17 protein-coding genes are annotated in these 22,327 nt (G+C 71.0%); 11 read left to right on the forward strand and 6 right to left on the reverse strand.

Annotation, left to right across the window (positions count from 1 at the left end; all coding sequences use genetic code 11):
* Positions 1-88 precede the first annotated feature (88 nt).
* The 4 genes from Q5425_RS17180 to Q5425_RS17195 form a co-directional block, all read right to left on the reverse strand.
* Positions 89-1,531 (reverse strand): arabinofuranosidase catalytic domain-containing protein, encoded by a 1,443-nt coding sequence (locus Q5425_RS17180; RefSeq protein ID WP_308673246.1) that lies wholly within the window; start codon positions 1,529-1,531, stop codon positions 89-91.
* A gap of 31 nt (positions 1,532-1,562) precedes the next feature.
* A complete protein-coding gene (locus Q5425_RS17185; protein WP_308673247.1) occupies positions 1,563-2,588 on the reverse strand; it encodes a LacI family DNA-binding transcriptional regulator in 1,026 nt (341 codons plus the stop codon).
* Between the two features lie 4 nt (positions 2,589-2,592).
* The gene (locus Q5425_RS17190) at positions 2,593-3,963 is read right to left on the reverse strand and encodes an RICIN domain-containing protein (protein ID WP_308673248.1); all 1,371 of its coding nucleotides are present in this window, start codon (positions 3,961-3,963) and stop codon (positions 2,593-2,595) included.
* A gap of 111 nt (positions 3,964-4,074) precedes the next feature.
* The gene (locus Q5425_RS17195) at positions 4,075-4,818 is read right to left on the reverse strand and encodes an FCD domain-containing protein (RefSeq protein WP_308673249.1); all 744 of its coding nucleotides are present in this window, start codon (positions 4,816-4,818) and stop codon (positions 4,075-4,077) included.
* 239 nt (positions 4,819-5,057) lie between these two features.
* Between Q5425_RS17195 and Q5425_RS17200 the strand changes: the two genes are divergently transcribed.
* The 11 genes from Q5425_RS17200 to Q5425_RS17250 all read left to right on the forward strand — a co-directional run bounded on the left by Q5425_RS17200 (position 5,058) and on the right by Q5425_RS17250 (position 21,340).
* Positions 5,058-6,383 carry an ABC transporter substrate-binding protein gene (locus Q5425_RS17200; protein ID WP_308673250.1) on the forward strand — a complete coding sequence of 442 codons (1,326 nt, stop codon included), beginning with the start codon at positions 5,058-5,060 and terminating at the stop codon, positions 6,381-6,383.
* Positions 6,380-7,255 (forward strand): sugar ABC transporter permease, encoded by an 876-nt coding sequence (locus tag Q5425_RS17205; protein ID WP_308673251.1) that lies wholly within the window; start codon positions 6,380-6,382, stop codon positions 7,253-7,255. Before Q5425_RS17200 ends, Q5425_RS17205 begins: the two co-directional genes overlap by 4 nt.
* Positions 7,245-8,177, forward strand: coding sequence for a carbohydrate ABC transporter permease (locus tag Q5425_RS17210; RefSeq protein WP_308673252.1), 933 nt, complete (start codon positions 7,245-7,247; stop codon positions 8,175-8,177). The genes Q5425_RS17205 and Q5425_RS17210 overlap by 11 nt, the downstream gene beginning before the upstream one ends.
* Positions 8,178-8,207: 30 nt before the next feature.
* Entirely contained in the window at positions 8,208-10,121 is a 1,914-nt protein-coding gene (locus Q5425_RS17215) for a hypothetical protein (protein WP_308673253.1), read from the forward strand.
* 26 nt (positions 10,122-10,147) lie between these two features.
* On the forward strand, positions 10,148-12,508 hold the full coding sequence (locus tag Q5425_RS17220) for an RICIN domain-containing protein (protein WP_308673254.1): 2,361 nt from the start codon (positions 10,148-10,150) through the stop codon (positions 12,506-12,508).
* A 295-nt stretch (positions 12,509-12,803) separates the two neighbouring features.
* The gene (locus Q5425_RS17225; RefSeq protein WP_308673255.1) at positions 12,804-13,550 is read left to right on the forward strand and encodes a GH12 family glycosyl hydrolase domain-containing protein; all 747 of its coding nucleotides are present in this window, start codon (positions 12,804-12,806) and stop codon (positions 13,548-13,550) included.
* A 90-nt stretch (positions 13,551-13,640) separates the two neighbouring features.
* Positions 13,641-15,269, forward strand: a complete 1,629-nt coding sequence (locus Q5425_RS17230; protein WP_308673256.1) for a ricin-type beta-trefoil lectin domain protein — start codon at positions 13,641-13,643, stop codon at positions 15,267-15,269.
* Positions 15,270-15,475: 206 nt separating this feature from the next.
* On the forward strand, positions 15,476-16,492 hold the full coding sequence (locus Q5425_RS17235; RefSeq protein ID WP_308673257.1) for a cellulose binding domain-containing protein: 1,017 nt from the start codon (positions 15,476-15,478) through the stop codon (positions 16,490-16,492).
* Between the two features lie 34 nt (positions 16,493-16,526).
* Positions 16,527-17,915 (forward strand): endo-1,4-beta-xylanase, encoded by a 1,389-nt coding sequence (locus tag Q5425_RS17240; RefSeq protein WP_308673258.1) that lies wholly within the window; start codon positions 16,527-16,529, stop codon positions 17,913-17,915.
* Positions 17,916-17,979: 64 nt separating this feature from the next.
* Positions 17,980-19,311: a glycoside hydrolase family 43 protein gene (locus Q5425_RS17245; RefSeq protein WP_308673301.1), complete on the forward strand. Its 1,332-nt coding sequence runs from the start codon at positions 17,980-17,982 to the stop codon at positions 19,309-19,311.
* Between the two features lie 25 nt (positions 19,312-19,336).
* Positions 19,337-21,340 carry a family 43 glycosylhydrolase gene (locus Q5425_RS17250; RefSeq protein ID WP_308673259.1) on the forward strand — a complete coding sequence of 668 codons (2,004 nt, stop codon included), beginning with the start codon at positions 19,337-19,339 and terminating at the stop codon, positions 21,338-21,340.
* Positions 21,341-21,372: 32 nt separating this feature from the next.
* Here the strand turns inward: Q5425_RS17250 and Q5425_RS17255 are convergent, their stop codons facing one another.
* Positions 21,373-21,795 carry a DUF998 domain-containing protein gene (locus Q5425_RS17255; RefSeq protein ID WP_308673260.1) on the reverse strand — a complete coding sequence of 141 codons (423 nt, stop codon included), beginning with the start codon at positions 21,793-21,795 and terminating at the stop codon, positions 21,373-21,375.
* Between the two features lie 135 nt (positions 21,796-21,930).
* Positions 21,931-22,302, reverse strand: a complete 372-nt coding sequence (locus tag Q5425_RS17260) for a cupin domain-containing protein (RefSeq protein ID WP_308673261.1) — start codon at positions 22,300-22,302, stop codon at positions 21,931-21,933.
* Positions 22,303-22,327: the final 25 nt, after the last annotated feature.

Below are 22,327 nucleotides of genomic sequence, written 5' to 3' on the forward strand. Positions count from 1 at the left end.
TCCGAAGCCGCAACACAATCGGTGGGCTCAACGAGAGGGGCTTCCCCCGCAGCACGCGAGGAAAGCCCCTGCCGTCCGCCCCAGCGGCTCAGCGGTAGCCGGCGGCGACCACGTTCGCCTGCACCGCGTTCTCCGTCGCGTCCGAGGGGTAGCCCGCGACCATCGCCCCTTCGTAGAACGTCCCCGCGCTCAGGTTCGCGCCGCCACCGGGTTTGCAGCAGTCGCCGCCGCTGCCCAGGATGATCGCGCCCTGCTTCTTCATCGGGCTGTAGCCGCCGGGGAGGCCGCCGTCCCACATGGTCGTGAGGCTGCCCGACTGGGCGTTGCTGCCCTTGAGCGCGAAGCGGGACGTGCCGTTGTTCTTCAGCATCGCCGTGACGAACTTGCTCGGCAGCGCCCGCTGGTTCGGGTTCCACTGCTGGCTGCCGCCCGGGTACAGCCCCCACTCGAGGTCGGCCTGCACCCACGGCCCGCTGCCGGAGCACCCGCCGAACCAGCACTGCGTGCCGAAGTTGATCGCGTCCATCGCGCCGGCGGCGTCGGCCTTCCTGGTCGTCTCGCTGTTGCCGTAGTCGAAGCAGCAGCCGCTGTTCACGTGCGTCCCGCTGGTCACCATGTACATGCCTTCGGGAGCGCTGCCGGTCGGCACGCCCGTCAGGTGCCCGTCCCGCCAATAGCTGTTGCCGGGGTTGATGTACAGCGAGTACGCCTTCGCGCCGCCGACCGTGAGCGACTCCGACGTCGCCTTCGCCGGGCTGCTCTGGTTCGAGCCCGGGACCACGCTCGAGCCCTGGTACCACAGGTCGTTCCCGCGCCCGGACTGGTCGTAGACCACCGTGATCACGCAGGACGTGCCGGTGCAGAAGGAATCCTGAGTGGCCGCGTCGACGGTGCCGCCCGCCGCCCGGACCCCGACGTTCCTGGTCGTGTTGTCGGACGAGCGCCGGACCTGGTACAGGTTGCCCGCGTAGGTGCCGTAGAGCGCCCGGACCGTGCTGTGCGCGGCGACGCACGGCGTGCCACCGGAAGCGTAGATGTCGCACGGCGCCGGGCCGCCCGGGAGCGGCGGGGTCGTCCCGGCGCTCCACTGCTGGTTGCTCCGGCCGTGGCAGGTCCACAGGACGACCGCGGTCCCGGCGGCCGTGCCGGCGCCGGTCACGTCCAGGCACAGGCCCGACTGGGCTCCGCTGATCGTCCCGTCGGCGTTCTGCCGCCACTGCTGGTTCGCCCCGCCGTGGCACGACCAGATGATGGCGGCCGTCCCGGCCGACGTCTGGTTGCCGTAGGCGTCCACGCACCGCGTGCCGTTCAGCGTCCGCAGCTCCCCCGCGGCGGTGAACTCGTACGCCTGCCCGGCTCCGCCGGTGCAGTCCTGGATCTCCAGCGCCGTCCCCGGCGCGTCGGTACCGCCCTTGACGTTCAGGCACCGCCCCGACGCCGCGCCCACCAGGGGCGCGGCAGCCGCCGAAGCCGGTACGGCCCCGGCCAGCGTCGCCACCAGCATCGCGGCCACCACCACGAACACGCGCACGATTCCTCCTCGTCCTCTGTGGACAGCAGTGTCACGCCGACTTGCGCGCCACCAGCTCGGTGTCGAGCACCGTGCTCCGGCGCGGGGCCGCGCCGTCGATCATCGCCAGCAGCTCGGCGGTCATCCGGGCGCCCATTTCCTCGACCGGCTGGCGCACGGTGGTCAGCGGCGGGTCGGTCCAGCAGCTGATCGGCAGGTCGTCGAAGCCGACGACGGCGACGTCACCGGGCACCTTCCGGCCCGCGCGGCGAAGCGCACGCAGTGCCCCGACCGCCATCATGTCGGAGGCGGCGAAGATCCCGTCGATGTCCGGACGCCGGCTCAGCAGCCGCGACGTCGCGTACTCGCCGGACGCCTGCCCGAAGTCGCCGCAGACCACGAGGCTCTCGTCGTACCGGCCGGCCCGCGTCATCGCCTGCCGGTACCCGAGCAGCCGGTCCACGCCCGCGGTCATGTCCTGCGGACCGGCGACGGTCGCCACGGTCTGGCGGCCGCCGTCGAGCAGGCGCTGGGTGGCCAGCCGCGCGCCCCCCTGGTTGTCCGCGTCGACGTACGGCAGCCGGGCCCGGCCCGCCTGGACCGGCCGGCCCCCGAACACCACCGGGATGCCGAGCCAGTCCAGGTCGAGCGGACGGCGGCCGTGCATGCCGACGACCAGTGCGCCGTCGACGTGCCCGCCGTCGAGGTAGCGCACCACCGGCGCCTGGTAGTCGTCGGTCGCCGGAACGGTGAGCAGCACGAGCTGCACCCCCACCGCGGTCAGCTCCCGGCCGACCCCGGCGGTGATGCGCGGGAAGTAGGGATCGGTGAACAGCCGCGGCACTTCCTCGCACACCACCAGCGCGATCGAACCGGTGTGCCGCGAGCTGGACGCCCGCGCGGCCCGCTGCCGGGCGTAGCCCAGCGCCAGCATCGCGGACTCCACCTGCTTGCGCCGTTCCGGGCTCACCCGGGGAAATCCGTTCAGCACGCGGGAGGCGGTGGCGATCGACACCCCCGCCACCCGCGCGACGTCGGCCAGGGTGGGACGGAAGCCGGACGGCTCGGCGACGGACACGGGCTCAGGCGCGCTGGAGCTGGAACCGCTGGTTGGCGTTCCCGGTGAACGTCCACTGGGATATCCGCGCGCCGTCGGCGGTGGAAACCCCCCAGACGTCCAGCGCCAAGCCGCTCGACCGGTTCACCAGGCTCACCGCGCCGCTGCCCTGGTCGACCACCCGCCACTGCTGGGCCGTGGCGTTGGTGTCCGCCTGCTGGCTGATGTCCGCACCGCTGTCGGCGCTCGCCGCCTGCAGCACCAGCCCGCTGTGGCGGGCCCGGACGCGGTAGTAGCCGTCACCGGAGTCGACGAAGTCGAACTGCTGGTTGAGGCCGCCGGTGGCCGACTGCTGCTGGATCAGCACACCGGCGGCGGTGGACGAACCGGCGATCTCGACGAGCTTGCCGCTGTGCTGGGCCGTCAGCTTGTAGTTAACACCCGTCTGCACCGGCGGGGTCGGCGGCGTGGTGGTGCCGAACTGCGTGATGAACTTCCACACCTCGCCGGAGGTCCAGGTCTGCCAGCCGCTGCCGCCGCCGTCCTTCGGACCCGGGTCGTGCCCGCCGTCGAAGGCGGCCCAGACGACCGGGTAGCCGGCCCGGCAGCCGGAGTAGGCGGTGACGATGTGGGTGCGGCTGCCGGCCGCGGGCTCCGGCGGGTTCTGCGGGGTGCAGCCGTTGTTCCGCACGAACTGGTCGCGCAGCTGACGACCGGAGGAGATGGGCAGGACGTTGTCCCCGATGCCGTGCATCCCGATGTACGCGACCGGCTGGGTGCCGCCGCTGCAGCCGCTGAGGTTCGCCCCGGAGTAGACGGCGACCGCGCGGAAAACCGTCGGCCGGGCGCAGGCGAGCGCGTAGCTCATCGCGCCGCCGTAGCTGAAGCCGCCGGCGAAGACCTGCGAGGTGTCGACGCACAGCGCCGCCTCGACCTGCCGCAGCAGGTCGTCGATGAAGGTGACGTCCTGGCCGCCGGGGTTGGCCCAGCCGTTGCCGTTGCCCTGGGGCGCCACGAAGATCGTGTTGTTGCCCGAGCTGTCCGCCAGCCGCCGGAGCCCGTAGTAGGACCAGTTGTAGCCGTCGGTCCCGCCCGAGTCGACGTCGTTCGCGGTGCCGCCCCGCCAGTGGAGGCCGACGAACAACCGGTACTGGTGGTTGTTGTCGTAGCTGTTCGGGACGCGCAGGATGTAACTGCGGTTCTGGCCGCCGCTGGAGATCGTGTGGTTGCCGCTCGCCAGCCCGGGGGCTTTCCCGCAGCCCGCGGTGCCGGCGGCCGCGGCGGCCGGCGCGTCGGGGGCGGGGACGGCCGGGGCGGCTTGCGCGGTGCCGCCCGCGGTCAAGGCGACCACGGCGGAAATCACGGCGGAAACGAGCAGGGATCTGTGCTTCACCATCACGCGGCTCCCTCTGGTCTTCGGACGTCGTCGTCCTCCGGCGGTTCGGGGAACCCCCGGAGCAGAAAGTCCACAATGGAGTGATCGCCGGTTTCCCGGGATCGGGTGGGTTCAGCGCCCGAAGAGCCGCCGCTGGATCTCCCGGCGGTAGTCCTCCAGGGTGTTGTCGAGGTGGATACCGGCGGCCTGGGCCGCCGCGTCCGGGTCGCCGTCGCAGATCGCCCGGTAGATCGCGCGGTGCTCGTCGATCGCGCCCTCCGCGTGCCCGCCGATCCCGCCGGACATCCCGATGATGTTCGACTGGCGTTGCAGGCGGCGGGCTTCGCGCACGGCCGCGACGAGGAACTGGTTGTGCGAAGCGGCGGCGATCCCGGCGTGGAAGTCGTCGTCGCCCCGGTCGAACAGCGCGGTCTGGCCGGTCAGGTGGCCGTGCCGGCAGGTTTCGGCGGCGGTCTCGATCGCGCGCAGCTCCACGGGGGTGGCGTTGGCCGCGGCCAGCCTGCTGGCCGCGGTTTCCTGGATCCGGCGGAATTCGAAGAGCATGTAGACGTGGTCGAGATCGGCGGGCAGGAAGAACCCGCCCCACCGGGAAGCGCCGAGCATGCCCTCGTCGTCGGAGACATACAGCCCACGTCCTTTGTGCGCTCGCACCCGGCCGATCGCCGAGAGGATCTTGACGGCCTCCCGCACGACGGTCCGGCTGGTTCCCATCCGCGCCGCCAGCTCGTTCTCGGTCGGCATCCGGTCACCCGGCCGCAGTTCCAGTTCGGCGATCAGCCGCAGGATCTGCTCCGCCACCACTTCGTAACCGGGGCGGTACGGGACAGGCGGTGCTATTTCCTCGTCACGGGTCACGCAATGAGTATGACTCAGTACCGGCCAGCACCTTACCTCGCTGACCCGGCATCCGGTCAATCTTTGCCAGAGCGGACTGAAAGTTACATACCTTCGGCTGTTGAACGTGTCGAAACGGCTCGGCCAGCGCGTTGATCCCTTGACGACAGCGGATCCATACCCTCGAATGAGTCGTACACATCCTCCCAGATTCCCCTGCCAGGCCGGCGAGCGGACGCCACAGCGAAGTGGAGCAGCTGATGCGGGAAAGACCACGCCCGGCCGTGCTGGCCGGCCTGCTCGCCGTCGTGCTCGCCGCGGGGTGCAGCACCGGCAGCGGCTCGCCGACCGCCCAGAACACCTTCAGCCCGGCCCCGCAAACCGACGGACCGCTGACGGTGTGGGTGGATTCGACCCGGATGGCCGCCGCCCAGCTGTACCAGAAGCAGCATCCGGAAGTGAAGCTGGACATCGTCGGCTACGACGGGGACGCCAACGGATCGAACTACCTGCAGACCAAGGTGAGCCTGTTCAACCGGACCGGCGAAGGCTGGCCGGACGTGGTGTTCAGCTCCCAGAACAACGAAGTGTCCTGGGCCCGGCAGGCGAACTTCACAGCGCCGCTGGACAAGGGCCTGATCCCGCAGTCCGTTTTGGACGGATGGGCACCGGGCGCCAACGATCCGTGCACAGTGGACGGTACGCTGTACTGCCTGCGCAACGACCTCTCCCAGACCGTGTTGTGGTACAACGCGGCGCTGATGCAGCAGTGGGGCTACCGGGTGCCGTCGACCTGGCCGGAGTACCAGGCGCTCGGCCGGAAGGTGGCCACCGAGCACCCCGGCTACCTCGTCGGGGCGGCGGGTGACACGTTCACCCCGGAGATCTACCTCTGGGCGAGCAAGTGCGGCGCCAACCGCATCACCGGCCCGAAAACCGTCACGGTGACCGCCACCGAGCCGAACTGCACCCGGATGGCGCAGCTGCTGGACACGCTGATCGCGGCCGGCAGCATGTCGACCAGCAGCGTGTTCAGCTCCGACTTCGACAAGAACTCCGCGGACAAGATCCTGCTGATGCCCGGCCCGTCCTGGTACGGCGGCTCGCTGTTCAAGGAAAGCTTCAAGACCCCCGCGGGCCAGGTCGCGGCGGCGCCGATGCCGCAGTGGCCGGGCGACCCGGCCCCGTCGGCGGGCAACGTCGGCGGCGGGACGTGGCTGCTCTCCGCGCACAGCCACCACCTCAAGGCCGCCACGGACTTCCTCACCTGGGTCACCACCTCGGACGACTACCAGGGCAAGCTCGCACCCGGTTATCCGGCGCACAAACAGGCGGCGAAGACGTGGCTGGCGAACCAGGCGTCCTCCGGCTACTACGCGGGGGACATCGCCGGGCCGCTGCAGGCCGCGGCCGGCCAGGTCTGGTCCGGCTGGGGGTACGGCCAGTTCAGCCAGGAGGCGATCTGGGCGGCCACCGTCACCCCGGGCCTCACGGCGGGCAAGAGCATCGAGTCGCTGCTGCCGGCGTGGCAGAGCGCGATCGAGAACCACGCCCGGTCCACCGGCTACGAAGTCAAGCAGCAATGAGCGCGCCGTCGGCCGCGCGAGGCCGGGCGGGCTACGGCTTCGTCGCCGCCTACCTCGTGCTGCTGATCGCGTTCGGCGTCGTCCCGACCGGCTACGCGATCTCCTTCGCGGTCACCGACGCGGGTGGTGGCTTCACCGGGTTCACGAACTTCGCCACGGCGGCGCAGGACTTCCGGTTCGCCGCGGCCGTCGGGCACGTCGCGCTGTACCTGGTCTTCTGGCTCGCGGCGCTGGTCGTGTTCGTGGTCGGGCTGGCCCTGCTGCTGCACCGCCTCGGCACGCGCGCCACCGGCCGGGCCCTGCGGTTCCTGTACTACATCCCGGGCGCCCTCGCCGGCGCGGCGAGCGTGCTGGTGTGGCTGTTCATGCTGGACCCGGCGGTCAGCCCGGCCGGGTTCCTGCTGCGCGGCCTGGGGTTCGACACGTTCGGCCAGGTCGTCGCGCTCGAGCACCTGCCCGTGCTGTTCACGCTGATCGCGTTCTGGACCGGCGCGGGCGGCTGGATCGTCGTGCTGTACGGGGCGTTGAACACCATTTCCCCCGACATCCTCGAGGCGGCCCGGATCGACGGCGCCGGTGCCTGGCAGACCGCGTGGCGGATCCAGCTCCCGCTGCTGCGCAAGTGGATCGTCTACATGGTGATCCTGGCCTTCGCCGGTGGCACCCAGCTGTTCGTCGAGCCGCAGCTGCTGTCCCAGGCCAGCGTCGGCGTGGCCGGCCGGGACTACTCGCTCAACCAGCTGTCCTACGACTTCGCCTTCCAGAACAACGACGTCGGCACCGCGGCCGCCATCTCGGTCGAGCTGCTGGTCGTCGGCCTGGTCGTGGCGGCCGTGTTCGTGACCCGGTCGAGGTTCTTCGATGCCGATTGACCTCGAGCGGCCCGCCGCACCGGCCCGCGCTCCGGCCGCCGCCCCCGCCCGCGCCCGCCGGAGGCGCCGGCTGCCGAACCCGCTGCCCGGCGTCGTGCTCGCGCTGTTCGTGCTGTTCTTCGTGCTGCCGGTGCTGTGGCTGGTGCTGGCCGCGACGAAGACCGACGACCAGCTCGTGCACGGCCACCCGCTGTCCTTCGGCTCCTGGGAGGCACTGGGCGGCAACTGGGACGCCCTGCTCGCCTACCAGGGCGGCGCGGTCTTCCGGTGGCTGGGCAACTCGGCGCTCTACGCGTTCTTCGCGCTCGCGATCACGCTGCTCGTCGCGGTGCCAGCCGGCTACGCGCTGGCCAAGACCGAGTTCCGCGGCCGGCGCTTGCTGCTGGTGACGACCCTGGTCGTCATGCTGATGCCGAACGCCACCCTCGTGGTGCCGCTGTTCCTGGAGCTCAACACCGTGCACCTGATCGGCACGATGTGGTCGATCGTCCTGCCGTACGCGTTCTACCCCTTCGGCGTGTACCTGGCCTACATCTACTTTTCCACCGCCCTGCCGGAGGAACTGCTCGACGCCGCCCGGCTCGACGGCTGCTCCGAGTTCGGCGTGTTCCGCCGGGTCGCCCTGCCGCTGGCCACACCGGTGGTCGCGCTGGTCGGGTTCTTCAGCTTCGTGGCCAACTGGACCAACTACTTCCTGCCGTACGTCATGCTGCCCGAAAGCGACCGGTTCCCGGTCCAGGTCGGCCTCGGCACCCTGCTGAACGACGTCCCGCAGTTCAACCCGACCGTCGGCGGGCTCGCCGTCCAGCGGCCGGTGCTGGCACTGGCCACGCTGCTGGCGATCACCCCGGTGCTGGTCGTCTTCCTGTTCTCCCAACGGTTTCTCGTCACCGGCATGCTCGCCGGCGCCACCAAGAACTGATCCGCCCACGCGAACGGGAGGACGCCAGGGATGGACCCCGTGCTCACGGCCTCGGTGCCGCTGCTCGAACCGCCGGGCTGGGCGCTGGCCCAGCGCGGCCTGTTCGCCCTGCTCGACCGCGCCTGGCGCGCGTTCGAGGCCGGCTTCACCGGCCCGGACGGCCGGCTCGCCTACCGCGGACGGCTCTCCACCCGCGACGGGGTCGACGACTTCTACGAGACCTTCTTCAACTGGCCGCAGCTCTACCTGCTCGGCGGGGCCGACGACCTGCTCCCGGCGGCCGAGCGGCACTGGGAAGGCGTCACCCGCCAGCTGACCGAGCTGGGGATGCTGCACGAGGAGTACGAGCGCGGGTACGACTGGTTCCACCAGGGCGAAAGCCTGCTGCTGTTCTACTTCCTGTGCCTGGCCGCGCCCGGCCGCTGGACCGGGCGGGCGCGGCGGTTCGCCGACCTCTACGTCGACCCCGCGCACGGCAACTACGACCCGGTGCACCGGATCATCCGCCGTCCGCACAACGGCAGCGACCCCGGCCGGGAAGGCCTGTTCGACGGCCGGTCCTACCCGTGGCTGCCCGAAGAGGCCCGGATGTACGGCTTCCCGCTGGACTGGGTCCTGCCGCCCGGTGCCGGGGAGCCCCCGCGCGAGCGCGATCCCCGGCTGGGCGAGCAGCTGCGCCGCCGGGTGGGCGTCGGCGACACCGCGGTCAACCTGGCCACCACCGGGCTGGTGCTCAACGCGCTGATGCTGACCGGCGAGCCGCGGTACCGGGACTGGATCGCCGAGTACGCCGGCGCCTGGTGCGCCCGCGCGGCCGCCAACGGCGGGATCGTGCCGGACAACGTCGCCCCGGACGGCACGGTCGGCGGGCTGCTGGAGGGCCGCTGGTACGGCGGGCACTACGGCTGGTCCTGGCCGCACGGCTGGTACAGCGTCGGGCAGGCCGCCACCGTCGCCGCGCTCGCCGCGGTGGCGGCCACCGGCGACGAGTCCTTCCTCGACCTGGTCCGCCCGGCCCTGGACGAGATCATCGCCCAGGGCAAGGTGATGACCTTCGCCGAAGCGGATTCGAGCCTGCAGTCCCGCTGGAGGGCCCAGCTCGGCACCGACGTCCGCGCGCCGACGCTGCACGTCCCCTTCCGGTACTCCGACCGCGGCTGGTTCGACCACAACCCCATGCTGATGGCCGTGCCCACCGCGTTGTGGCACCACTCGGCCGCCCCGGCCGACCGGGAGCGGATCGAACGGCTGCGCGCGGCCAGCGGGTACGACTGGCGCACCGTGCGGCCGTTCCGCAGCAAGGAGGAAGGCGGCCACGAGGAACCCTGGCTCGCCTTCCTCGCCGGGGACGACCCCGGTTACCCGGAGCGCATCCTGGCCGCGGCGCAGGCCCAGGTCCGCCACCGCCTGGCGCGCATGGAACGCCACCGCGGCGAGGACGTCGCCGAGGCCGACATCCACCTGTGGCAGCAGGCCAACCCCGTCGTCACCGAGGCGCTGGTCCAGCTGACCTGGGGCGGCCCGCAGGTCCTCTACAACGGCGGCCTGCAGCAGGCCCGCGTGCGCTACTACGACGCCGTCGCCGCCCGGCCCGGCCTGCCGCCGTCGGTGGCCGCGCTCGTCTCCCGCATCGAGCCCGAAGCGACGGTGGTCGACCTGGTCAACCTGGCCCCCTCGACCGATTGCGAGGTGATCGTGCAGGCCGGCGCGTTCGCCGAGCACAGCATCCGCACCGCCCGCCACACCGCCTGCGACGACCCGTCGTGGATCGGCGGGCTCTACGACTACGGCCACACCGAACCCCGGATCACCTCGGCCACGACCCGCGTCGACGGGCCGTGGCTGACCGTGCGGCTGCCGCGCTCCACCACCGTCCGGCTCACCTTGGAGCTCGGCCTGCGCACCCGGCCGCCGTCCTACCGCACCCCCTTCGACGCACCGTAACCCGTCCCCCGGAGAGGTCCCCGCCCATGCCGTCGCGCACCGCCGCCGCGCTCGCCACCGCCCTGGTGCTGACCGCACTGGCCACCCCACCCGCCCACGCCGCGACCGTCACCATCGCCGTCGCCCCGAACGGCGACGACACCAACCCCGGCACCCCCGACCGGCCGGTCGCCACGCCGGCGAAGGCCCAGCAGCTGGCCCGCGACCGGTCGGCGGCCGACGACGTCGTCGTGCAGCTCGCCGGCGGCACCTACCGGCTGCCGGCCCCGCTGCGGTTCACCAGCGCCGACTCCGGGCAGAACGGTCACACCGTCACCTGGCAGGCCGCGCCCGGCCAGACGCCGGTGCTCTCCGGCGGCACCCCGGTCACCGGCTGGTCGGTGCAGGACGCCGGGCAGAACATCTGGGTCGCGTCCGTGCCGCCGGGCGCCGACTCCCGGCAGCTGTTCGTCGACGGCGCGCTCGCCCCGCGCGCGGGGATCCCGATCTCCCGCAGCGACGTGCAGATCACCACGACCGGGATGACCATCACGAACCCCGCGCTGAACTACCTCGCGACGCTGCCGCAGCAGAACCGGATCGAGGTGGAGAGCCAGAACTCGTTCACCGACCGCTACTCCCCCGTCGACCGCATCAGCGGCACCTCGATCGTCATGCAGCAGCCGGCGTGGAACAACAACAACTGGGGTTACGACACCCTCGCGAAGCCCTTCGGCGGCGGTCAGCTGTTCCTCGAGAACTCCTACTCCTTCCTCAAGAACACCGGCCAGTGGTACCTGGACCCGCAGGCCGGGAAGCTCTACTACAAGGCGCCCGGCGGCTGGGTCCCCGGCAGCCACGCCGTCGAGCTCCCGCGGCTGACATCGCTGCTGCAGATCGGCGGCACCTACGACAACCCGGTGCGCGGCATCGCCTTCAAGGGCCTGAACTTCGAGCACACCACCTGGCTCACGCCCAGCACGTCGGTCGGCTACGCGAACCAGCAGACCGGCACGTTCCTCCCGGCCGCGGCCCCGATGCCGGGCGACTTCCTCACCTCCTGTCAGTCGGGCTGCCGCCAGTTCGAGGGCGCCCGCAACAGCTGGGCCCAGGCGCCCGCCGCCGTCCAGGTCTCGGCGGCCACCGGGATCACCTTCAGCGGCAACACCTTCACCCGCCTCGGCCAGGTGGCCCTCGGCATCGGCAACGACGCGAACGCCCACGCCTCCGGCATCGGGCTCGGGGCGTCGTCGATCACCGTGGACCACAACACGTTCACCGAGGTCTCGGGCGGCGGCATCGTCGTCGGCGGGGTGCGGCCCGACGCGCACCACCCGTCCGCCGCCGCGATGACGAACAAGGACGTCACCCTCTCCTACAACACGGTCAACCGGGTGGCCCTGGACTACCGGGAGATGGCCGGCATCCTGTCGACGTACGCGACGCACACCGTCATCACCCACAACGACGTCTCCGACCTCACCTACGACGGCATCGACGTCGGCTGGGGCTGGGGCGCCAACGACCAGGGCGGCAGCCAGGACTACCGCAACCGCGGCCTGTACGACTACCAGCCCGTCTACACCACGCCGACGACGCTGCGGGACACGGTCGTCAGCTACAACCGGGTGCACGGCACGAAGAAGCTGATGCACGACGGCGGCAGCATCTACAACCTCTCGGCCAACCCCGGCAGCTCCATCGACCACAACCACATCTTCGACAACAACCGCACGGTCGGCCTGTACCTGGACGAGGGCTCCCGGTACGTGTCCCTGTCGGCCAACGTGATCCAGGACTCCGGGGTCTGGGCGTTCACCAACGCCAGCGGGTCGAACAACACCAACGACAGCACCTTCGCCGGCAACTGGTACAACGGCGGCGCGACCCAGGTGGCCACCGGGCCGCCGCACAACAACGTCCTGAGCGGGAACGTCCAGGTCAGCGGCACGAACTGGCCATCGGGCGCCCAGCAGGTCATCGCCGCCGCGGGCACCGGCGGGAGCACGCCGGCCGCGGGCCCGGTGCGGGCCGCCGGTGCGGGCAAGTGCCTCGACGTCTCCGGTGCCGCCACCACGCCCGGCGCGTCGGTGCAGATCTGGGACTGCCACGGCGGCACCAACCAGTCCTGGAGCCGCACGGCCGCGGGTGAGCTGACCGTCTACAGCGGCGACAGCACCCGGTGCCTCGACGCCTCCGGCCAGGGCACCACGCCGGGCACCAAGGTCGTCACCTGGACCTGCAACGGCGGGGCCAACCAGCGGTGGCAGGTCACCGCGAACGGCACCATCACCGGTGTCCAATCCGGACTCTGCCTGGACGTGACCGGCAGCGCCACGGCGAACGGCACCCTCGTCCGCCTGTGGACCTGCACCGGCCAGGACAACCAGAAGTGGACGCTCGGCTGAGAGGAGCCCGGCATGTCCCCGTCCGCAGCCGGGCGCGCTCGAGCCTGCCCGGCATCGGCAGCTACCGCCGTACGTGGTGAAACTTACCTTCGCCGGGCCGGTTCCCACGCCCGGCTCCGGTCCCCCGCCCGCCGGGCCACCGGCACCGCGCTCGACGGCATGGGCAGCACCGCCGCCGGCAGAAACGGGAAAAAGATCACGGTCACACCCTTTCCTTGGCGAATTCCTTGTGGTTTCATCAAAACATCCGGCTGAGAGCGCTCCCAGAAACGCCACAACGACGTGGAGGAGACAGATGAAACTGAGGCATGCCCTGTCCGCCGCGCTGCTCGCCGCGGCGGGGCTCGCGGCACCGGTCGCCGTCGCGCCGGCCGCGCACGCGGACACGCTGATCTGCGACCAGTACGGATCGACCACCATCGGCGGCCGGTACGTGGTCATGAACAACCGCTGGGGCAGCAGCGCGCAGCAGTGCATCAACGTCACGGGCAGCGGGTTCCGGATCCAGACCCAGCAGGGCTCCACCAGCGGCGGAGCCCCGTTGTCCTACCCGGCGATCTACATCGGGTGCCACTACGCGAACTGCTCCCCCGGCACCAACCTGCCGCGGCAGCTGAGCCGGATCGGCAGCGCGCCGTCGTCGATTTCCTACAGCTACGCGGGCGGGGTCTTCGACGCCGCCTACGACATCTGGCTGGACCCGACGCCGAAGACCAACGGGGTCAACCAGATGGAAATCATGATCTGGTTCAACCACACCGGGAACGTGCAGCCGGTGGGCGGCCGGGTCGGCACCACCAGCGTCGGCGGCCGGAGCTGGGAAGTGTGGCAGGGCAACAACGGCGGCAACGACGTGGTGTCCTACGTGGCCCCGTCCGCCATCTCGGGCTGGTCGTTCAACGTGATGGACTTCGTCAACGACGTCGACAACCGCACCCGCGTCGACCGGTCCTGGTACCTCACCAGCATCCAGGCCGGGTTCGAGCCGTGGAGCGGCGGCGTCGGCCTCGCGGTCAACTCGTTCTCCGCGAGCGTCAACTAGCCCCCCGGCCGGCCGGACGTCGCGCAGACGTCCGGCCGGTACAACCGGTCCGAAGTGTTAGCGCTAACAGAACTGCGGAAAGAGGCTCCGATGCCCGCTCCAACCCGTTCCCGGGTCCTGCACCTGTTCGCCGCGACGGCGGCCGCGCTGTCGGTGGCGGTCGCGACGCCGGCCGCGGTGGCGGCCGCGCCGGGGTCCCCGGCGCTCACCCCGCCCCTGGGGTGGAACAGCTGGAACAGCTTCGGCTGCGGTGTCAGCGAAACCACCGTCCGCCAGGCCGCCGACGCGATGGTCTCCTCCGGGATGCGCGACGCGGGCTACCAGTACGTGGTGGTGGACGACTGCTGGTTCGACCCGCAACGCGACGGCCAGGGCAACCTGCGCGCCAACGCCTCGAAGTTCCCCGCCGGCATGAAGGCCCTCGGGGACTACATCCACGCCCGCGGCCTGAAGTTCGGCATCTACCAGGTCCCCACCGACCGCACCTGCGCCCAGCGCACCGGCACCTACCCCGGGTCCACCGGCAGCCAGGGCCACGAAACCCAGGACGCCCGCACCTTCGCCGACTGGGGCGTGGACTACCTCAAGTACGACTGGTGCTCCCCCGCCGGCACCCGCGACGAACAGGTCGCCCGCTTCGGTCTCATGCGCGACGCCCTGCGCGCGACCGGCCGCCCGATCGTCTACAGCATCAACCCCAACAGCTACCACGCCATCACCGGCGACAAGTACGACTGGGGCCAGGTCGCCGACCTCTGGCGCACCACCGAAGACCTGCTCGACATCTGGCAGAACGGCAACACCAACAGTTATCCCATGGGCGTCGGCAACGTCCTGGACGTCACGGCCCCGCTCGCCGCCCAGGCCGGCCCCGGCCACTGGAACGACCCGGACATGCTCGTCGTCGGCCGCCCCGGCCTGACCCTCACCGAATCCCGCGCCCACTTCGCCCTGTGGGCCCTGATGGCCGCCCCCCTGATGGCGGGCAACGACATCCGCACGATGTCCGCCGACGTCAGCGCCATCCTCCGCAACCCCCGCCTGATCGCCGTCGACCAGGACCGCCTCGGTGCCGGCGGACGCCGCGTCCGCGACGACGGCAACGTCGAGGTCTTCGCCAAACCCCTCGCCGACGGGTCCGTCGCCGTCGGGCTGCTCAACCGCGGCAGCGCCACCACCACCGTCAGCACCACCGCCGCCCAGATCGGGCTGTCCGGTACTTCGTTCACCCTGACCGACCTCTGGACCGGCGGCACCTCGGCGAGCGCCGGCGCCATCAGCGCGAGCGTGCCGGCCCACGGCGTCGCCGCCTACCGCGTCACCGGCGGTTCCCCGCTGGCCGCCACGACTTCACGGTTGCGCGACGCCGGCTCGGGCCGCTGCCTCGACGTCGACAACGCCTCCACCGCCTCCGGTGCGGGCACGCTGATCTGGGACTGCCAGACCGCCGCCAACCAGCTGTGGACCACCTGGGAGAACGGCGAAATCCGCGTCTTCGGCGACAAGTGCCTCGACGGGACCACCAGCGGCGCCCGCGTGTTCAGCCGGTCCTGCACCGGCCAGGCCAACCAGAAGTGGACCCTCGGCCAGGACGGCAGCGTCCGCAACGTCCAGTCGGGACTGTGCCTCGACGTCGAACGCGCCGCCACCGCCAACGGCAGCCACGCCATCCTCTGGACCTGCAACGGCCAGGCGAACCAGAAGTGGGCCCGCGCCTGACCGCGGCCGGTTCCGAAACTTTCAGCGCAAAAGGCGGCAGGAATGAAACTTACCCGGATTTCGTGGTCACCGGCACCGGGGCGCGGATACGCTGTTCGACCGAGCGGAATTCACCGCTCCCCGCGGGCCGGCCGGCATTTCCGCCGCCCGGGGCGAACCCGGACCGGAATCGCGTACCCGCCCTCCGGTGCACAAAGGACTTTCCGATGAAACTCGCAAAAACCATCGCCGGTCTGCTGGCGGCCGGTGCCGTGCTCGGCGCGGTGACGCCGGCCGCCGCGAACCCGGCTGCCGCCGTCGCCGCCGCGGTGCCGGTCATGCCGCTGGGCGATTCGATCACCCAGGGCGGCTCGATCGGTGGCTACCGCCTCGACCTCGGCGCGAAACTGCGGGCCGACGGACGCTCGATCGACTTCGTCGGCTCGCTGGCCGACGGACCGGCGAGCATGCCCGACCGCAACCACGAAGGCCACCCGGGCTGGACCATCGCGCAGATCGACGCCAACGTCTCCGGCTGGCTGAACACCTACCGCCCCCGCACGATCCTGCTCCACATCGGCACCAACGACATGTACGGCAGCGACCCGGCCGGCGCGCCGCGGCGGCTGTCGGCCCTGGTCGACCGGATCACCGCCCAGGCGCCGGACACCGAGCTCTTCGTCGCCACCATCATCCCGATCCGGTTCGCCGACCAGACCGTCCGCACCTTCAACGCGGCGATCGCCCCCGACATGCGGGCCAAGGCCGCCGCCGGCAAGCGCGTGCACCTGGTCGACATGTATCCCTCCGTTGCGGTCGCGGACCTGCCCGACGGCATCCACCCCAACGCCGCCGGTTACAGCAAGATGGCCACCACCTGGTACAACGCGCTCAAGGCGGTGCCGGGCAGCATCGGCGGGGACCCGCAACCCCCGGCCGGAGAGGGTCCCTGCACCGCGACACCGCGGGTCGTGGGCACCTGGAACGGCGGGTTCCAGGGTGAAGTGAGCGTCGCCAACGGCGGCACCGCGGCCCTCGACGGCTGGACCGTGCGCTTCACCCTGCCCGGCGGTCAGAGCGTCACCCAGGTCTGGGGCGGCACGGCGAGCGGCACCAGCCCGGTGACCGTCAAGAACGCCGCCTACAACGGCTCGCTCGGCGCCGGCGCCACGACGACCTTCGGCTTCCTCGTGTCCGGTCCCGGCGCGGCGAGCCTCGATGCGGCCACGTGCACCAGCCCGTGACCGCCCACCCGTCCCCACGAATGAAGGTGTGAACATGAAGATGACATCGCGGTCACTTTCCCGCGCCGCGCTGGCTTCGGCTTTCCTGGCGACGTCGCTCGGCGTTTCGCTGGTGCTCGCCACGTCGGCCTCCGGCGCGGCCACGACGCTCGGCGCGGCGGCGGCCCAGTCGGGCCGCTACTTCGGCACCGCCGTCGCGGCCGGGAAGCTCGGCGACTCGACCTACGTGAACATCCTGAACCGGGAGTTCAACATGGTCACGGCCGAGAACGAGATGAAGTGGGACGCCACCGAACCCAACCGGGGCCAGTTCAACTACAGCGGCGGCGACCGGATCCTCAACCACGCGGTGAGCAACGGCAAGCGGGTGCGCGGGCACGCACTGCTGTGGTACCAGCAAGAACCGGGCTGGGCGCAGCGCATGGAAGGCTCCGACCTGCGCCAGGCCATGATGAACCACGTCACCCAGGTCGCCACCCACTACAAGGGCAAGATCTACGCCTGGGACGTCGTCAACGAGGCGTTCGCCGACGGAAACAGCGGCGGCCGGCGTGACTCCAACCTGCAGCGCACCGGCAACGACTGGATCGAAGCCGCCTTCCGCGCCGCGCGGGCCGCCGATCCCGGCGCGAAGCTCTGCTACAACGACTACAACACCGACGGCGTCAACGCCAAGAGCACCGGCATCTACAACATGGTCCGCGACTTCAAGTCCCGCGGCGTGCCGATCGACTGCGTCGGCTTCCAGTCCCACCTGACCAACTCCGCGCCCGGTGACTACCAGGCCAACCTCCAGCGGTTCGCCGACCTCGGCGTCGAGGTCCAGATCACCGAGCTCGACATCGCCGGTTCCAACCAGGCCGCCGCCTACGGCGCGGTGACCCGGGCCTGCCTGGCCGTCGCCCGCTGCGCCGGCATCACCACGTGGGGCATCCGCGACACCGACTCGTGGCGCACCGGGGCGAACCCGCTGCTGTTCGACGGCAACGGGAACAAGAAGGCCGCGTACACCAGCGTCCTCGACGCCCTGAACGCCGCCACCCCGACCACCCCCACCACGCCCACCACGCCGACCACCCCGACGACGCCGACCACCCCGACGACCCCGACCACGCCGACGACCCCCAACCCCGGTGGCTGCACCGCTTCGGTCTCCCTGAACTCCTGGAACGGCGGGTTCGTGGCCACGGTGAAGGTCACGGCGGGCGCCAGTGCCCTCAACGGCTGGAAGGTGACGACGGTCCTGCCCGCCGGCGCGGCCGTGACCAGCTCGTGGAGCGCCGGCAACAGCGGCACGTCCGGTTCCGTCACCTGGTCCAACGTCTCCTACAACGGCGCGGTCGCGGCCGGGCAGTCGACCGAGTTCGGCTTCCAGGGCACCGGCAGCGCCGAGGGGCTGAGCGGCACCTGCTCGGCGAGCTGATCCGTCCCGTTCCCCGCTACCCACGGAGGTTTCCGTGCCCCACCGAAGGCGCCTGCTCGCCTGGATGACCGCGGCCCTGTGCGCGACGGCGCTCCTGCCCGGCACCGCGCGTGCGGACAACCCGATCGTGCAGCACATCTACACCGCCGACCCGGCACCGCTGGTGCACAACGGCCGGGTCTACCTCTACACCGGGCACGACGAGGACGGCTCCACCTACTTCACCATGAAGGAGTGGCGCGTCTGGTCGTCCGCGGACATGGTCAACTGGACCGACCACGGCTCCCCGATGAGCCTGTCGACGTTCAGCTGGGCCAAACAGGACGCGTGGGCCGGGCAGGCCGTCGAGCGCAACGGCAAGTTCTACTGGTACGTCCCGGTGGTCAACCGCTCGACCGGCCGGATGGCCATCGGGGTCGGGGTCGCCGACAGTCCCACCGGGCCGTTCCGGGACGCGATCGGCCGTCCCCTGGTCGAGAACGGGGAGATCGATCCCACGGTCTTCATCGACGACAACGGACAGGCGTACCTGTACTGGGGCAACCCGAACCTGTCGTACGTGCGGCTCAACGCCGACATGACGTCGTACTCGGGCGGCATCACCCAGATCCCGCTGACCACGGCCGGGTTCGGCACGCGTCCCAACGGTGGCAGCCGGCCGACGCTGTACGAGGAAGGCCCCTGGGTCTACAAGCGCAACGGCCTGTACTACAACGTGTTCGCGGCCAAGTGCTGTTCGGAGTTCATCGCCTACTCCACCGCACCCGGGCCCACCGGTCCCTGGACCTACCGGGGCACGGTCATGCCCACCCAGGGCGGCAGTTTCACCAACCACCCCGGGATCGTGGACTACAAGGGCAGTTCGTACTTCTTCTACCACAACGGCGCGCTGCCCGGCGGCGGCGGGTACACGCGCTCGGTGGCGGTGGAGAAGTTCGCCTACAACGCCGACGGCAGCATCCCCACCATCACCATGTCCACCGGCGGGCCGCCGCCGGCCGACACGCTCAACCCCTACACCCGGCAGGAAGCGGAAACCATCGCCTGGGGCTCGGGGATCGAGACGGAACCGGCTTCCGAAGGCGGCATGAACATCGGGTGGATCGAGAACGGCGACACCGTCAAGGTCCGCAACGTCGCCTTCGGCGCGGGCGCGAAGTCGTTCACCGCCCGCGTCGCCTCCGCGAACGCCGGCGGCACGATCGAAGTGCGCCTGGGCAGCGCCACCGGCACGGTGGTGGGCCGCTGCACCGTCCCCGGCACCGGCGGCTGGCAGACGTGGTCCTCGGTGTCCTGCCCGGTCACCGGCGCGACCGGCACCCAGGACCTCGTCCTGCGGTTCACCGGCGGCAGCGGCTACCTCTTCAACGTGAACTGGTGGCAGTTCTCCGCCTGACCTTTCCCCGCAGCGAAGGAAGATCATGTCCGCAACCCTTCACCGATCCGCAGTGGCCGCGGCGACCGCGGTCGTGACCGGCGCCGCCGCGACGCTGCTCGCGGTGTCCTCGCCCGCCGCGGCCGCGGCCGGGTGCTCGGTCACCTACTCGAAAACCTCCGAGTGGCAGGGCGGCTTCGGCGCGTCCGTGTCGATCACCAACCTGGGCGACACGATCAGCGGGTGGACGCTGGAGTGGTCGTTCGCTTCCGGCCAGCAGGTGGGCCAGCACTGGAACGCGACGATCACCCAGTCGGGCACCCAGGTCAGCGCGAAGAACGTCGCCTACAACACCGCGCTGCCCACCGGCGGCACGGCCGAATTCGGCTTCAACGGCACGTTCGCCTCGGCCAACCCGGCGCCGGCGGCGTTCCGGCTCAACGGCGTCCTCTGCACCGGGGGCGTGGACCCCACGGCTCCGACCACGCCGACGACCCCCACCACACCGACCACGCCGACGACCCCGATCACCACGACCACCCCGAACCAGCCGTCCACCTTCACGAACCCGGTGCTGTGGCAGGACTTCGCCGACATCGACATCATCCGGGTCGGCAACGCCTACTACTACTCCGCCTCGACGATGCACTACTCCCCCGGCGCGCCGATCCTGCGCTCCTACGACCTGGTGAACTGGGAATTCGCCGGCCACTCCGTGCCCAAACTGGACTTCGGCGCGAAGTACGACCTGAACGGCGGCCGCGGGTACGTGCGCGGGATCTGGGCGTCGTTCTTCAACCACCGGGCGAGCAACAACACCTTCTACTGGGGTGGCTGCATCGACTTCGCCAAGACCTACATCTACACCGCCACCGCCGTCGACGGCACGTGGTCCAAGCACACCACGATCGACAAGTGCTACTACGACGCCGGCATGCTCGTCGACGACGACGACACCATGTACGTCGCCTACGGCAACACCACCCTCAGCGTCGCCCAGCTGTCGAAGGACGGGAAGTCCGAAGTCCGTTCGCAGCAGGTCTTCCAGACCCCGTCGAACATCGGCACGCTCGAAGGATCCCGGTTCTACAAGCGCAATGGCAGTTACTACATCTTCGTGACCCGCCCCGCCAACGGCCAGTACATCCTGAAGGCGAGCAACCCGTTCGGGCCCTACACCGTGCAGCAGGTGCTGCTGGACCTGCCGGGCCCGATCTCCGGCGGCGGCGTCCCCCACCAGGGCGGGCTGGTGCAGACCCAGAACGGCGACTGGTACTACCTGGCCTTCGTCGACGCCTACCCCGGCGGCCGCGTCCCCGCGCTCGCCCCGGTCACCTGGACGGCGGACGGCTGGCCGCGGCTGCAGACGGTCAACGGCCGCTGGGGCACGACCTACCCGAAGCCGAACCTGCCACCGCCACCCCGTCAGGTCGAGCCGATGACCGGCACCGACACCTTCCCCGGCCCGGCGCTGGGACCGCAGTGGGAGTGGAACCACAACCCGGACACCACGAAGTTCTCGGTCGCCAACGGGCTCAAGCTGTCCACGGCGACGGTCACCGGCGACCTGTACTCCGCCCGCAACACCGTGACCCGGCGCATCCAGGGGCCGACCTCGACGGGCACCGCCACGCTCGACCTGACCTCGATGCGCGACGGCGACCGCACCGGCCTGGCGATGCTGCGCGACTCTTCGGCGTGGATCGGCGTCAAACGCGACGGCGGCCGCAACCGGGTGGTGATGGTCAACGGCCTGACCATGGACAGCAGCTGGAACACGACCGGCACCGGAACCGAGGTGGCGAGCGCAGCGCTGTCCGGCAGCCGGATCTGGCTGCGCGCCAACGCCGACATCCGCCCCGGCACCGGCCGCCAGGCCCGGTTCTCCTACAGCACTGACGGGGTGAACTTCACCCCGCTGGGGACACCGTTCACGCTCAACAACGCGTGGCAGTTCTTCATGGGCTACCGCTTCGCCGTGTTCAACCACGCCACCCAGGCGCTCGGTGGCGCGGTCACCCTCCAGCGGTTCGACCTGACCACGCCATAAGCCGCGGGCGCTCCCGGTGACCGCCGCGGCGGTCACCGGGAGCGGGCGGCGACGGCGGAAGTCCACAGCATCGCGGTGATCACCCCGGCGGCCAGGGTCAGGGTGCCGGCCCGGCCGCCGGTCATCGCCCACAGATTGCCCAGCAGCAGCGCGGTTCCGGCGGCCGCGGACAGCACGGCGGCACGGCGGTTCCCGGCGCGGGCGTACCGGCGGCCGAGCACAAGACAGACGGCGATGAGCGCGAGGAAGGAGAGGCTGCCGGCCACCAGGTGACCGAAGCCGTGCCACGACAGCGCCGCCGGCGGACCCTCGGGCGTGCCCGCCGGGAAGCCGGCACCGGGGTCCGAGGGCAGGAGCCCGGCCGCGACCATCCCGGCGCCGTACACCGCCGGCAGCCGCGAGACCGCTCCCCCGAGGCCGGGCGCACCGACGAGGACGAAGTTCGTGATCTGCACCCAGCCGAGGGTGCCGGTGCTGAGCGCGCTGAGCGGGTGGCGGGTCAGGTCGTACCCCCTCGCGGGTCGCGGCCTGGGTGAGCGTCACCGTGGCGACGCTGGTGGTCATGGCGAATGTCCTCTCGGGAGGGGGTTTCAGAAGGTGACGCCGGCTTCGGCGGCCGCGTCGTCGTCGAGGAAGTCCTGCTCGATGCGTGGGGAGGCGTGGATGCACAGCATGCGCAGCGGCTCGGGGCCGACGGCCCGGAACGCGTGCGCGGTGCCCGCGCCGACGATCACGACGTCGCCCTGGTGCGCCGTGCCCTCGCCGTCGGCGGTGCGGAAGAGCGCCTGACCGGCGAGCACCACCCAGGTTTCCGAGTACGGGTGGACGTGGGCGTCCGGGCCCTGCCCTTCGGTGTTGTGCACGTGGAAGAAGGAGATGCCGGAGCCGTGGGCCTCGCCTTCGAACCGGGCGGTGCGCCCGCTGCCGATGCGCAGGTCGTCTTCCTTCGCGATGACCACCATGGTGTTCCTTCCGGGTCGGTTGCCG

Origin of the sequence: Amycolatopsis sp. A133, assembly GCF_031082405.1 — a bacterium.
Lineage (GTDB): Bacteria > Actinomycetota > Actinomycetes > Mycobacteriales > Pseudonocardiaceae > Amycolatopsis.